This is a genomic window from Piscibacillus salipiscarius JCM 13188, from assembly GCF_001311865.1.
Lineage (GTDB): Bacteria > Bacillota > Bacilli > Bacillales > Alkalibacillaceae > Piscibacillus > Piscibacillus salipiscarius.
This window is the reverse complement of the sequence record NZ_BBCD01000007.1, coordinates 24,203-37,274: the sequence shown is the minus strand read 5'-3', so window position 1 is coordinate 37,274 and position 13,072 is coordinate 24,203. Positions and strand designations below refer to the sequence as shown.

General features: G+C 35.6%; 11 protein-coding genes, 4 pseudogenes and 1 riboswitch. Of the genes and pseudogenes, 8 read left to right on the top strand and 7 right to left on the bottom strand.

The genetic code is table 11. The annotated features are described in order from the left end of the window. Nucleotides 1-21: 21 nt before the first annotated feature. A complete protein-coding gene (locus JCM13188_RS20555; RefSeq protein ID WP_369404859.1) occupies nt 22-192 on the bottom strand; it encodes a hypothetical protein in 171 nt (56 codons plus the stop codon). 35 nt (nt 193-227) lie between these two features. Here JCM13188_RS20555 and JCM13188_RS06465 point away from each other — a divergent pair, with 35 nt between their 5' ends. Next, nucleotides 228-728 carry a shikimate kinase gene (locus JCM13188_RS06465; RefSeq protein WP_054752944.1) on the top strand — a complete coding sequence of 167 codons (501 nt, stop codon included), beginning with the start codon at nt 228-230 and terminating at the stop codon, nt 726-728. 218 nt (nt 729-946) lie between these two features. Here the strand turns inward: JCM13188_RS06465 and JCM13188_RS18290 are convergent. The 4 genes and pseudogenes from JCM13188_RS18290 to JCM13188_RS18275 all read right to left on the bottom strand — a co-directional run bounded on the left by JCM13188_RS18290 (nt 947) and on the right by JCM13188_RS18275 (nt 3,360). After that, nucleotides 947-1,674: pseudogene (locus tag JCM13188_RS18290) on the bottom strand (YqhG family protein). 68 nt (nt 1,675-1,742) lie between these two features. Then, the gene (locus tag JCM13188_RS18285; protein WP_279401495.1) at nt 1,743-2,609 is read right to left on the bottom strand and encodes a DEAD/DEAH box helicase; all 867 of its coding nucleotides are present in this window, start codon (nt 2,607-2,609) and stop codon (nt 1,743-1,745) included. Nucleotides 2,610-2,674: 65 nt separating this feature from the next. Next, on the bottom strand, nt 2,675-2,863 hold the full coding sequence (locus JCM13188_RS18280) for an SNF2-related protein (RefSeq protein WP_279401494.1): 189 nt from the start codon (nt 2,861-2,863) through the stop codon (nt 2,675-2,677). Continuing rightward, entirely contained in the window at nt 2,833-3,360 is a 528-nt protein-coding gene (locus tag JCM13188_RS18275; RefSeq protein ID WP_279401493.1) for an SNF2-related protein, read from the bottom strand. The genes JCM13188_RS18280 and JCM13188_RS18275 overlap by 31 nt, the downstream gene beginning before the upstream one ends. A gap of 157 nt (nt 3,361-3,517) precedes the next feature. After that, nucleotides 3,518-3,611: riboswitch (glycine riboswitch) on the top strand. 147 nt (nt 3,612-3,758) lie between these two features. On the opposite strand from JCM13188_RS18275, the pseudogene gcvT reads away from it, so the two are divergent. The 4 genes and pseudogenes from gcvT to gcvPB all read left to right on the top strand — a co-directional run bounded on the left by gcvT (nt 3,759) and on the right by gcvPB (nt 7,680). Next, nucleotides 3,759-4,754, top strand: a pseudogene (gene gcvT, locus JCM13188_RS06445) (glycine cleavage system aminomethyltransferase GcvT). Nucleotides 4,755-4,779: 25 nt separating this feature from the next. Beyond that, complete coding sequence (locus JCM13188_RS21750; RefSeq protein WP_439646618.1) at nt 4,780-4,854, top strand: hypothetical protein; 75 nt, start codon at nt 4,780-4,782, stop codon at nt 4,852-4,854. A 15-nt stretch (nt 4,855-4,869) separates the two neighbouring features. Beyond that, nucleotides 4,870-6,218, top strand: a pseudogene (gene gcvPA, locus JCM13188_RS06440) (aminomethyl-transferring glycine dehydrogenase subunit GcvPA). Beyond that, entirely contained in the window at nt 6,211-7,680 is a 1,470-nt protein-coding gene (gene gcvPB, locus JCM13188_RS06435; protein WP_054752937.1) for an aminomethyl-transferring glycine dehydrogenase subunit GcvPB, read from the top strand. Before gcvPA ends, gcvPB begins: the two are co-directional and overlap by 8 nt. A 46-nt stretch (nt 7,681-7,726) precedes the next feature. On the opposite strand, the gene JCM13188_RS06430 is transcribed toward gcvPB, so the two are convergent. Next, nucleotides 7,727-8,119 carry a rhodanese-like domain-containing protein gene (locus JCM13188_RS06430; RefSeq protein WP_054752936.1) on the bottom strand — a complete coding sequence of 131 codons (393 nt, stop codon included), beginning with the start codon at nt 8,117-8,119 and terminating at the stop codon, nt 7,727-7,729. Nucleotides 8,120-8,395: 276 nt separating this feature from the next. On the opposite strand from JCM13188_RS06430, the pseudogene JCM13188_RS06425 reads away from it, so the two are divergent. Together JCM13188_RS06425 and JCM13188_RS06420 are read left to right on the top strand one after the other, a co-directional pair. Beyond that, nucleotides 8,396-10,953, top strand: a pseudogene (locus JCM13188_RS06425) (vitamin B12-dependent ribonucleotide reductase). A 164-nt stretch (nt 10,954-11,117) separates the two neighbouring features. Next, entirely contained in the window at nt 11,118-12,020 is a 903-nt protein-coding gene (locus JCM13188_RS06420) for a patatin-like phospholipase family protein (protein ID WP_054752934.1), read from the top strand. Nucleotides 12,021-12,062: 42 nt separating this feature from the next. Here the strand turns inward: JCM13188_RS06420 and JCM13188_RS06415 are convergent, their stop codons facing one another. Next, on the bottom strand, nt 12,063-12,368 hold the full coding sequence (locus JCM13188_RS06415) for an SA1362 family protein (RefSeq protein ID WP_054752932.1): 306 nt from the start codon (nt 12,366-12,368) through the stop codon (nt 12,063-12,065). A gap of 188 nt (nt 12,369-12,556) precedes the next feature. Here JCM13188_RS06415 and JCM13188_RS06410 point away from each other — a divergent pair, with 188 nt between their 5' ends. Then, nucleotides 12,557-13,030, top strand: a complete 474-nt coding sequence (locus tag JCM13188_RS06410; protein ID WP_054752930.1) for a YqhR family membrane protein — start codon at nt 12,557-12,559, stop codon at nt 13,028-13,030. Nucleotides 13,031-13,072 lie beyond the last annotated feature (42 nt).

Genomic DNA, 13,072 nt, shown 5'->3' with positions numbered 1-13,072 from the left:
CTGAATTGAATTTAAAATAGCCTAGTAAGGTATGATAAGATTTAATGGAAGTGATTCAAAATACCACCGATAGCCATTTAAGCGAAAATAAATTTCGACCTCATTTTCTTTTGGGGTAAAATGAATATCAGATGCCGTTTTTTCAATTGCGCGATCTAACATAGTGTAGGCATATTTTTCGGGTAAAAACATTTTGTAATCCCCCTTATATAAAGTAGGTGTTTTAATTGAAGTCAATTGTTTTAATAGGATTTATGGGTGCAGGTAAGACAACTGTTGGCCAACAATTAGCAGCTCGTTTGAGAATTCCTTTAATAGATACAGATGAGTTGATTAAAAAAGAAACGAATCTTTCCATTCCTAAAATATTTGAATTATATGGCGAAAGTCATTTTAGGAAGTTAGAATCAGAGATGTTAAAAAGCGTTTTAAAGCAAAATCATGTGGTCAGTACCGGCGGGGGAATTGTGGAACTTAAGCAAAATCGAGATTTCTTAAAACAACATCCTTATACTTTCTTTTTAAAAACGCAATTAACAACTATTTTTAACAGACTTGATGGTGATCAAAATCGACCATTATGGAATCAACCATATATAAAACGGTTAGAGCTGTTTAACAAGAGACAGGTTTATTACGAAGAAGCATCAAATGTAACTATTGAAACGGACCAATTAACAGTTGAGGAAATTGTGCACAATATTCTTACTCACTTATGTTATAAATGAGTATAATTGTCGCGTCAAATCCCCCAAAATTCGATTTTTAACTAATTAAAAATTAAGTTATCTTCCCATTTTTTTGTTATGAAGGAACAATTTTAAGAAGAAAAATCAATTTATATATCTTTTAAATTTTTTTATTTTACTTTTATGTTAGAAATTGTAAATAGACAAAATAAGGCTTGTCGTGATTGAAAAATCGGCGACAAGCCTCGTGTTTATTATTAGGTTATATTCATCATGTTTTTTGAACGTGTTTCTGTTATATAAAATAAACCACAATTGACTAGTTTTAATTGTACTTTTGGATATAAGCGATCATAAATTTGTTTTTCAATGTTATCTTTTAATAATTCACCATCCTCTTGTGCCCTGTTTTCAAATAGTTGATTGGTCATTTCCATTTCCTTCTGATAAATCTCTTTCGATTGCTCAGCGAATGCTGAAGACTTTTGTTTAATTCTCTCATTAATTTCATGGTTAATCATCATAACGGCCCTCTTAGTAGATATAATAGGCGGAATTTTATAGCATAAATCTGGAATAATCTTTGAAAATGGTTCATCTAATAGTTCATCCATCATTTTAAACCTCATGGTTCCGTTGATGAGATAAACGCCTACACTCACCATTTCATCATGGGTATAAGCACCTTGATAACGAACCATTAAGTTGCAAACAAACCATGGATGAAGCGGCTGTCGGTCTTGGGATGGATTCTGTTCGTAGAGTTCTGTGTATTTACCTTCTTCAAAATAACCTGAAATAACTGTTCCAGCCTAGGCGAACCGTAATGAATCCATTCACCTTTTTCAGCCTTTTTGTTTTCATCGGAAATAAAAGTAACCGACATTGGGTCACCCTTATAACCTAGTTTTTTGACATACTGCCAATAAAAGGGGCGGTTCATTAATCGTTGATCTAGCTCTTCAGTGAGTTTAACTTTTAATATGCCTTGTTCGTTATATTCAATTGTGGCATTGCGCTTATAGAAAAAATTGAACTAAAAAATCATGTATTTCAGCTTGATTCATTAGCAATATCCCTTTCTACATGACTGTCACTAATGACAGAGAATAGGTGGTCAACTTTTATTGATGCTTCTTTTTCCGATTTTGAGTCTTTAACGATATCAACAATTTCATCTTCTAGGTTTGATATTCCTAGTTGACTTAGGATTTGATCAAGCTCTCCAATAACGTCTTTAAATAGATCTAATTTATTATAAAGTAAATTTAAAACACGTTCATCAATAGTATTATTTAACACCATATAATAAATATTGACGTCTTTTGTTTGACCAAAACGATGTATACGACCAATTCTTTGCTCCAATTTCATCGGATTCCACGGTAAATCGTAGTGAATCATATGGTTACAAAACTGTAAATTTAACCCTTCACCACCAGCATCTGTTGCGATTAATACTTGGGCTTTGTTTTTAAAAAGCTGTACCATCCAATCCTTTTTACTCTTTTTAAACTTGCCGTTAAATGTAACTGAAAATATCCCATTTTGATGTAATAACCACTGTAAATAAATCTGAGTAGATTTATATTCTGTGAAAATGATGCATTTATCGTTTATTGACTTCACAAATTCAACAGTCTTTAATGCTTTAGAATGATGGGGAAGTTGTTCAATTTGATCCATCAATTCTTTCTTAAAATCATGATTCCAATCTGAGTGTCTAATCGTTTCGTAGCACGCTTCACGACTTGAACAGATTTCACGTTGTAACGTAAGAGCTGTGAAGGAATGATTCACATTAAGTGATTCTAATGTATTATAAAAAGTCATCTCATCTTCAGTGAAATCTACTCGTATTGTATCGATTTCACGCTTTGTCCATTCGTTCGTCGTCTCTGATCTGCGATTTCGAATCATCGATTGTTTGACTAATGTTTGAATGGCATCGCTATCGTCTTTACGTTCTTTTTCGAACGGTTTGTTTAAAACGACTGCTTATCACCAAGTAAACCAGGCCGCACAATGGACATTAAATAATAAATCTCATCAATTTTATTTTGAATTGGTGTTGCCGTTAAAAGCAGGCAATAGGTTGATTGAATTTGTTTTACAAATTGGTAGTTGCGAGTCTTAGGATTTTTTAGTCTATGAGCTTCATCAATAATGAGCATGTCATACTCTTGCGAGAGAATCTCACTAGCATGAGGCTCTTTTTTGCAAGGTCTATAGACGAAACAACGATATCATAAGCTTGCCAAGGGTAAGAACGGTGTTTAGCTTTAGCAGGTATGTAAAACCGTTGTTGAAGTTCAATTTCCCATTGTCTAATCAAGGATGAAGGAACTAAGATTAATACTTTTTTAACTAGATTTTTAACCATTAGTTCTTTTAAAATAACCCCGGCTTCAATGGTTTTGCCCAAACCAACTTCGTCTGCAAGAATCGCACGCCCATGCATTTGGTGTAGAACTTTATTAACGGCTTCTAGTTGGTGGGGCATCAAATCCAAATCCGTTAAATACTGCATACAAGTTAAACGGTCTTTCAAGGTCATTTTCATTTGACTAATTGTGTACGCTTGTTTGAATGTATTCCAATCACTAATGGAGTATTGATTTAAATTTTCTTCAAGAGACTGTAATTCATCATCATGAATAACAATGTTCATTAATTATACTCCTCTCATTACGTAGTTTTATATTTTTAAAATTTAAAAACATCTTATCTAAATTTGTTGTAGTCGCTTACACAACTAGGAGACATATGCTATAATGTGACACAAGTATATTAATATTATGTACAAAAAATAGAATACTATTAGGCGAATGAAGACAAGGGGAGAGACCATTTTGTGGCGCCGACGGAGCAAGTACGATTGTTTCGTATGAATCTCTCAGGCAAAAAGACTCTTGTCAGACGCTACTCTGGAGAGTGCTTCATTAGAAGCCACCAAAGATGCAAGTAATGCTTATGTATTACGAAACTTTCAGGTGACAGGACAGAGAGAATTCCGAATCCTTAATTTGGTATTCTCTTTTTTAATGCTTAAAAATGGAGGGATGAATAATGGGAGAATTAAAACGTACACCTATTTTTCCAGCTTACAACACGAAAACAGTAGATTTTGGCGGCTGGGAAATGCCAGTACAGTTTATCGGTATTAAAGATGAGCACCACGCAACTCGTGAGAAAGCAGGTCTATTTGACGTATCTCACATGGGGGGAAATTTTAGTTGAGGGTTCTGATAGTGAAACGTTTTACAAAAACTACTAACCAATGATGTATCTAAAGTTTCCGTCAACCAAGCACAATATACCATTATGTGTTATGAAGATGGTGGAACTGTTGATGATCTAATTGTTTATAAATTAGACGACAATAAATATCTATTGGTTGTGAATGCTGCTAACACTAAGAAGGATTTTGAATGGATCGAAAAACATGTTGAAGGTTCAGTAGAAGTCAGTAATGTTTCGGATCAATTCGTGCAGTTAGCCCTTCAAGGACCGAAAGCTGAACCCATATTACAAGCACTAACTGATGATGACTTAAGTGAAATTAAATTCTTCCGCTTTAAGCAAGATGTAGCATTCAAAGGAGTTAATCATACAGCTATTGTATCTCGTACAGGATATACTGGTGAAGATGGTTTTGAGATCTACATAGATCAAGCAAGCGGTTTAGAGCTTTGGAATGCTATTTTAGAAGCTGGCAAGGATGATGGAGTGACACCAGTAGGATTAGGAGCTAGGGATACACTTCGTTTTGAAGCCAATCTTGCACTTTATGGTCAGGAGCTTTCGAAAGATATAACACCAATTGAAGCAGGGTTAGGTTTTGCTGTTAAGGTGAAGAAGGATTCTGACTTTAATGGTAAAGTAGTTTTAAAAGACCAAAAGGAAAATGGACCAAAACGAAAATTGGTTGGAATAGAAATGCTTGACAAAGGCATCCCTCGTCATGGTTATGAGGTATTTAAAGAAGGTGAACCTGTAGGATTTGTCACATCAGGAACACAATCTCCGACTTTAGGAAAAAAATGTCGGCTTAGCGTTAGTTAAGACTGAACTGGCAAATGAAGGTGAATTGTTAGATATTCAAGTAAGAAAACGTACCCTTCAAGCAAAAGTCGTTCCTACACCATTTTATAAAAGAAAATAAGAGAGGTGAATGATTGTGCAACATCGTTATATACCTATGACAGAAGAAGATAAACAAGCGATGCTTAAGAGGATTGGAGTAGAATCTACAGAAGAATTATTCGCTGATATTCCTGAAGAAGTACGCTTTAATGGTGACTTAAATATTAAACCAGCTAAAAATGAACATGAATTGAAGAAAGAGTTAATGCAATTAGCTGATCAAAATGTTAATTTACAGAGCCATACATCCTTTTTAGGAGCTGGTGTGTATCAACACTACATACCTTCAATTGTTGATCATGTCATATCTAGATCGGAATTTTATACGGCATATACACCATACCAACCAGAAATTTCGCAAGGTGAACTTCAGGCAATCTTTGAATTTCAGACAATGATCAGTGAACTGACTGGCATGGAAGTTTCAAACTCTTCCATGTATGACGGTGGAACGGCATTAGCTGAAGCGGTCAATCTATCTGCCGGTCAAACTAGAAAGAAAAAAGTATTAGTTTCAAAAGCAATTCATCCTGAGTCCTTAGAAGTCATTCATTCTTATGCAAAAGGACCTAACCTTGAAATTGTGGAAATCGATGTAAAAGATGGTCTCACAGATTTAGAGCAACTTGAGAATGAATTAGATGAAGACACAGCAAGTGTTGTCGTTCAGTATCCTAACTTCTTAGGACAGGTGGAACCCCTGCAGAAAGTGAATGAAATAATTTCTAAGCAGAAAAAACCATGATGTTAGTTTCTAGTAACCCGCTTGCTTTAGGTTATTTAACACCACCTGGTGAATTCGGGGCTGATATTGTCGTTGGAGATGCGCAGGTTTTCGGTATTCCAGCGCAGTATGGTGGACCTCACTGTGGATATTTCGCGACCACTAAAAAATTAATGAGAAAAGTGCCTGGACGTTTGGTTGGTCAAACGGTAGATGAAGAAGGACAACGCGGGTTTGTCTTAACTCTACAAGCTAGGGAGCAGCATATCCGTAGGGATAAAGCAACTTCAAACATTTGTTCAAACCAAGCATTAAATGCCCTTGCATCTTCAGTAGCTATGTCAGCTCTTGGCAAGCAAGGTGTTAAGGAAATGGCCGTCTTGAACATGAAAAAAGCTCGATATGCTAAAAAGAAATTTGAAGAAGCAGGTTTCGATATTGTCTATAGTGGATCATTCTTCAATGAATTTGTTGTGAAAGTGAACCATAATATTAAGCAGCTAAATCAGAAGTTAGTTGATAAAGGATATATCGGCGGCTTTGATTTAGGAAGGGTTAATAGTGAGTGGGAACAACAGCTGTTAGTTGCTGTAACTGAAATACGCACGAAAGAAGAGATCGAACAATTTGTAACAGAATTGGGTGATATGAATGGCTAATCAAAAAGATTTTCCTGTTATTTTTGAATTAAGCAAAGAAGGAAGAATAGGTTATAGCTTACCAGAACAAGACGTACCAGATGTAGATCTCGATCAAGAATTTAGTTCTGAATATATTCGAAAAGAAGAACCAGATTTACCTGAGGTGAGTGAACTTCAAATTATGCGTCACTATACAGCATTATCGAAACGTAATCACGGGGTAGATTCAGGTTTTTATCCATTAGGTTCTTGTACGATGAAATACAATCCTAAAATCAATGAAGATGTTGCTCGTATTCCAGGGCTCAGTCAAATTCACCCTTATCAAGATGAAGATACAGTACAAGGTGCATTAGCTTTAATGTATGATTTACAAACGACTCTAGCTGAAATTACAGGTATGCATGAAGTTACGTTACAACCTGCAGCAGGTGCACATGGTGAATGGACAGGACTTATGATGATCCGAGCATTCCATGAAGCAAATGGTGACTATAATCGTACTAAAGTTATAGTTCCAGACTCAGCGCATGGAACAAATCCAGCATCAGCAACTGTAGCAGGTTTTGATGCAGTAACTGTTAAGTCAAATGAACGTGGTTTAGTTGATCTTGAGGATTTAAAACGTGTAGTAGGTGATGATACAGCAGCATTGATGTTGACAAACCCTAACACACTTGGTTTATTTGAAGAAGAAATTTTAGAAATGGCTAAAATTGTGCACGATGCTGGTGGGCGTCTTTACTATGATGGTGCAAACTTAAATGCCATTATGGGATATACAAGACCTGGAGATATGGGCTTTGATGTGGTGCATTTAAACCTTCATAAAACATTCACAGGTCCTCATGGTGGAGGTGGCCCAGGTTCAGGTCCAGTTGGTGTTTCAAAAGAGCTTGCTAAATATTTACCAAAGCCAGTTTTAACAACTAATGGTGAAAAGTATTATTTCAATCATGACCGACCTGATTCCATTGGACGAGTGAAGCCATATTACGGGAACTTTGGCATCAACGTTAGAGCTTATACGTATATTCGTTCTATGGGACCTGATGGATTGAAACAAGTAAGTGAGAATGCTGTCCTTAACGCGAATTACATGATGCGCCGCCTGCAAGATGAATATGAATTACCATTTAAACAACATTGTAAACACGAATTTGTATTGTCGGGTAAACATCAAAAGAAATTAGGTGTACGGACCCTAGATATCGCTAAAAGGTTATTAGATTTTGGCTATCACCCACCAACAATTTACTTCCCATTAAATGTGGAAGAAGCATTAATGGTAGAGCCAACAGAAACAGAGTCCAAAGAAACATTGGATGAGTTCATTGATGCTATGATCCAAATTTCTAATGAGGCAAAAGATGACCCAGAAGTTGTTCAAGAAGCTCCACATACAACTGTTATTAGCCGGTTAGATGAAACACAAGCAGCTAGAAAACCAGTGCTAAGATATTATAGAGATGAAGCATAAAATCTCTATATAATAAAAAAGATTCCAGCCTAAGCTGGAATCTTTTTTAATATCCTTTCTTCTTAACCTTTACTTTACCTGACCATTTACGAAAACCACCTTTTAGATGGTTGAGATCTTGATATCCCTTTTTCTTCAATACAGTTGCTGCACGTAGAGAACGTTGCCCACTTTGGCAGTATAGATAAACAGGTTTATCTGGGCGAATTTCTTGAAGGCGTTGTTTTAGCTGAGACATTGGGATGTTTCTAGCTCCTAAAATATGTCCTCTCTCAAACTCATTAGGTTCTCTTACATCAATTAATTGTGCTTTACGATAACCTTCTTTGAACTGAGATTCAGTTAATGTGTTTAAAAATTTATTAGTTCTAATATAACGTATAACACCAATTAAAATAAACGCTGCTATTACGAGCAATATAGATAAGATAATCTCCATGTCGATTCCCTCTCTTTTTTCTCTTTCTCTATTATATTATATAGGGCATAACTAGAATATTCAAAGGTAAAAAATCAAAAGTATTTAATTAATCTTTCTTTTATTTATAAATTCGACAATTTTTTAGTTGACTTTATAAATTATTTGTGCATCAAATACCATATATAGTGTTAAAATAAAACTTAATACAATATATTGATTTGTTTTTGTTGTTCTGTTATGTTTAATTCAACAAATCTAATTAAACATTAGATTTGTCGAAGAGGAGGAAGATTCATGCAAGGTGTAAAAAGCAGGGGCTACCAAATTGATGTGGAGCGTTTAAATGAAGACATTAAACAATTTCCACAAGTTCACCCCATTACTTCCGAGATGAACACAACGCATAAAGGCGTATCACGATTAGTGATGCTGGACCGATATGCTTTTAAAGACACAGAAAAGAAAACATTAAAAGACGGGGATTTTGTTGTCCTAACTGTTAAAGATGACCCTAAATTTCCAGCTAGAGGTACAGGATTTATTGTATCAATTAATGATGAAACTAAAAAGGCAAAAATTAAAGTTGAAGAAGATTTTATTCATGTACTGGATAAAGTAGAAGAACAACAAACAGGAATTGTTGAGCGACCAATAAGTGCCATTGATAAACCTTTAGAAGTTTATTATGAACAAATCGCAAGACGTAATGCGACAGGACTTGCTGAGGTGGAACGCTCACCTGAAAAAAGACAAGAATGGTATGAGAAATTTAACGAAGAATTATCCAATTTAAACTTCATCCCAGCAGGACGAGTTCTTTATGGCGCAGGGTCAAACACAGACGTTACTTATTTTAACTGTTATGTAATGCCTTTCGTGAAAGACTCTAGAGAAGGAATTAGTGATCACCGAAAACAAGTTATGGAAATTATGTCGCGTGGTGGCGGTGTAGGAACGAACGGCTCTACATTAAGACCTAGAAATGCCTTAGCTAGAGGCGTAAATGGTAAATCATCTGGTTCGGTATCTTGGTTAGATGATATAGCGAAGCTAACACATTTAGTTGAGCAGGGCGGTTCAAGACGCGGAGCCCAAATGATTATGCTTAATGACTGGCATCCAGATATCATTGAATTTATTATTTCTAAGATGCAAAATCCTAGAATTTTAAGATACTTAATAGAAAATATAGAAGATGAAACGATTCAGCAATTAGCTAAAGACAAGCTGAAATTTACGCCGTTAACAACAAATGAAGAGCATATGTACCAGGGAATCGTTAACTACAAACATATTCCAGGACAAGGTGGTTTCTCAGATGAAAATATTAGAGAAGCAGAAGCCAAGTTAAGAGACGGCGGAACATACAGTGTTCATAACTCTGAATTTTTAACAGGTGCCAATATTTCTGTTTGTATCACGGATGAATTTATGGAAGCCGTAGAAAATGATGGTGAGTATGAACTTCGTTTTCCTGACGTAGAAAATTATTCAGATGAAGAAATGCACTATTACAATGAGCATTGGCATGAATATGGTGATGTAAGAGAGTGGGAAAACTTAGGTTACGGAATTAGAGTTTATAAACGCATTAAAGCAAAAGAGCTTTGGGATCTAATTAACATTTGTGCTACGTACTCTGCTGAACCTGGTATTTTCTTTATTGATAATGCGAATAAAGAAACAAACGCTAAAGCTTATGGCCAGAAAGTAGTGGCAACAAATCCTTGTGGTGAGCAACCCCTCGCACCATTTTCTGTCTGCAATTTAGCAGCGGTGAACTTGGCGAATATAGCTGATAAACAATTAAAACAACCTGATTTCAACAAACTGAAGAAGACAGTTGAAGTTGGAGTTAGAATGCAAGATAACGTCATTGATGCAACACCTTATTTCTTAGATGAAAATCGCAAGCAAGCATTAGGTGAGCGCCGTGTCGGCTTAGGTGTTATGGGACTTCATGATTTATTGATCTATTGCGAGACTGAATATGGATCTGAAGAAGGAAATCAAATGGTCGATCAAATCTTTGAAACCATTGCAACAACGGCTTACCGTACATCGATCGAGCTCGCTAAAGAAAAAGGAAGTTTCCCTTTCTTAATTGGAGAAACAGAACAAGAAACACAAATGCTACGTGAAAGATTCATTAGTACAGGTTATATGGATAAAATGCCTGAAGATGTAAAAGAAGGTATTCTAAAATACGGCATAAGAAATTCACATTTACTAACGGTTGCGCCAACTGGTTCGACAGGAACTATGGTAGGTGTATCTACTGGTCTTGAACCATACTTCTCTTTTACTTATTACCGTAGCGGACGGTTAGGTAAATTTATTGAAGTAAAAGCGGACATAGCTGAAGAGTATTATAAAGAGCATCCTGAAGCATCTAAAGACGAGCTTCCTAAATGGTTTGTTACAGCAATGGAATTATCACCTGAAGCACATGCTGACACACAGTGTGTCATTCAGCGCTGGGTCGATAGTTCAATTTCAAAAACGGTTAATGCTCCAAAAGGTTACCGCGTTGATCAAGTTGAGAAAGTGTATCGTCGCCTGTATAAAGGTGGAGCCAAAGGTGGTACAGTCTATGTAGATGGCAGTCGTGATACACAAGTCTTAACGCTAAAAGCTGAGGAAAATGATTTCTCTGAGCAACAAGAATTATTCGAAGAAGAAGAGAAGAAGTCGTTTTAATGGAGACAGTACAAGAGTTAGATAAAACGAATGTTAACATAGGTTCTGAAATTGGTGATACTTGCCCTGTGTGTCGTAAGGGTAGTGTAGAAGATGTTGGTGGTTGTAACACTTGTACTAATTGCGGCGCACAGTTGAAATGTGGGTTATAAGCTTAAAGTGTCTGGTTATACCAGGCACTTTTTTTGGCTAGAATTGTATAAAATTTTAAACTTTTTAGGCTCTACAATATTTGTTGGGGTTTAGCATTATCTAGTTATAAATAATACAATCCACTCATATAATGATATGTGCATGAATGGGTGGAGGGATCGCAATGGAAGTGGATGGCGTTTTTTCCGGTGGCGGTATCAAAGCATTCGCATTTTTGGGGGCTTTAGATGAGTGTGAACGACAAGACATCCGTTTCAAACGGATTGTGGGTGCTTCCTCAGGTGCATTAATTGCTGCACTTATTACTGCTGGGTATAAACCTGGTGAATTAAAAACAATTATTGATCAAATTGATACTGAGAAGTTTTTAGATCCTCATCCAATTGCAAAACATATCCCACTCGTGAAATGGCTATGGTTATATTTTAGATTAGGGTTATATCAAGGGGATTATATAGAAAATTGGATTGAAGACTTATTAAAAGCTAAAGGGGTCCATACTTTCGCAGATCTTAATGATAACTTATACATAGTCGGAGCGGATATCACAAATGGAAGAATTGCTATATTTCCAGATGATTTGGAAAACATATATGGGATTGACTCTAGTATGTTTTCAGTTGCTAAAGCTGTTAGAATTAGTATAAGCATTCCATATTTCTTTCAGCCCATAAATTTGAAGACGAATCACGTTAATAAGTGCGTCTTTGTAGACGGTGGGACATTGAGTAATTTTCCATATTGGGTATTTAAGCAAGAAAAGTTAAAGAACAATCGGCCGTCATTGGGAATTAAACTAAGCTCAAATGATCCGGTAGTACCGGGCCAAAAAATTAAAACAGCATTTGATATGTTACCCGCAATTGTTTCAACTATGATTCATGCACATGATACTAAATACATATCTAATAAAGAAGCGGAAAATATTATGTTTATCCCTATTAATGATGAAGTTAATGCAACTGATTTTGATTTAAGCCAAGAGAAGAAAGATTACCTTTACAATATCGGTAAGGAGAGCGCCAAGAAGCATTTCAGTTCATGGGATGTCATAAAAAATAGCTGAACCTTAATAGGCTCAGCTATTTTTTATTCCCTTTAATAACAGTTAGATGAGAAGCTTTTTATTTGTCCGTTGAATTTTGCTTGGTCCGTTACGTTTTGTAAAAGGTACCGTATTTTGAGAATATTTCTTTTTGGATTGTTTGACTGCCTTACGATAATTACGATCTTGGCCACCTTTATGTCTACCGATTAAAAAGTAATAAATGATGAAGCCAAATAGAACAGCAAAACCTAGCATCATTAGTATACTTTTAAAAAAACTTACGGGATTAACTATTAAATTATAAATGAGTCCAAAAATGGCTAAACCAATTATACTATAAACGATGTATTTTGCACTTTGCCCCATGATAGACTCCTTTCGCATAACTGTTCTATTATTAATTATCTTACCAATTTATTCAAGTAATATACGGCATTATAATAATATTTTACTAAAATTTTCGTCAAACGTACATAGCAATGTCATGTGGTATGATTCGGCCTTAAACGTGCACACTATTTGACATGGAGGGATGAATATGTCGAATCAACAAGATGAAAGCAACGTCTGTATTCTTAAAAGTCTATTTTGCGGAGTGGTGGGCTTTTATATGGGGAATAGTCGGAACTATATCATATTTTTTCGCTTTTTCTGAGGTTTCTCATGCTTCATTTATTTTAAGGTCCTTTTTCGCGGGGAGTTGGACTGAAGGAATCACAGGTGAATTAATTAGCCTTGGCATTTTAACCTTATTAGGTGCTGTGCCAGCGTTAGTTTACTATTTATTTATGAAAAAACTTCATGGGATGATGCCTGGTATTATGTTCGGGATTGGATTGTGGGTACTTGTATTCATCATTATGAACCCTCTATTTTATTTTGTTCCTACATTTTATGAGTTATCTAGTGATACAATTGTGACGACAATCTGTTTATTTATATTATACGGTGTCTTTGTGGGTTATACGATTTCTTATGAATATCATGATCGTCGAATTGAAACGAATGATGTCCAAAAAGAAGCATAATTATGATAAACTAATAAATAGACAGAATATTGAGGGGAATGG

Bases quoted from the DNA above. Each gene is read 5' to 3' on its own strand.
- JCM13188_RS06430 (WP_054752936.1), bottom strand. From the start codon at position 8,119: ATGGAGATTATCTTATCTATATTGCTCGTAATAGCAGCGTTTATTTTA.
- JCM13188_RS06415 (WP_054752932.1), bottom strand. From the start codon at position 12,368: ATGGGGCAAAGTGCAAAATACATCGTTTATAGTATAATTGGTTTAGCC.
- JCM13188_RS18285 (WP_279401495.1), bottom strand. From the start codon at position 2,609: ATGATTCGAAATCGCAGATCAGAGACGACGAACGAATGGACAAAGCGT.
- JCM13188_RS06410 (WP_054752930.1), top strand. From the start codon at position 12,557: ATGAAAGCAACGTCTGTATTCTTAAAAGTCTATTTTGCGGAGTGGTGG.
- gcvPB (WP_054752937.1), top strand. From the start codon at position 6,211: ATGGCTAATCAAAAAGATTTTCCTGTTATTTTTGAATTAAGCAAAGAA.
- JCM13188_RS20555 (WP_369404859.1), bottom strand. From the start codon at position 192: ATGTTTTTACCCGAAAAATATGCCTACACTATGTTAGATCGCGCAATT.
- JCM13188_RS06420 (WP_054752934.1), top strand. From the start codon at position 11,118: ATGGAAGTGGATGGCGTTTTTTCCGGTGGCGGTATCAAAGCATTCGCA.
- JCM13188_RS18275 (WP_279401493.1), bottom strand. From the start codon at position 3,360: ATGAACATTGTTATTCATGATGATGAATTACAGTCTCTTGAAGAAAAT.
- JCM13188_RS18280 (WP_279401494.1), bottom strand. From the start codon at position 2,863: ATGCTCATTATTGATGAAGCTCATAGACTAAAAAATCCTAAGACTCGC.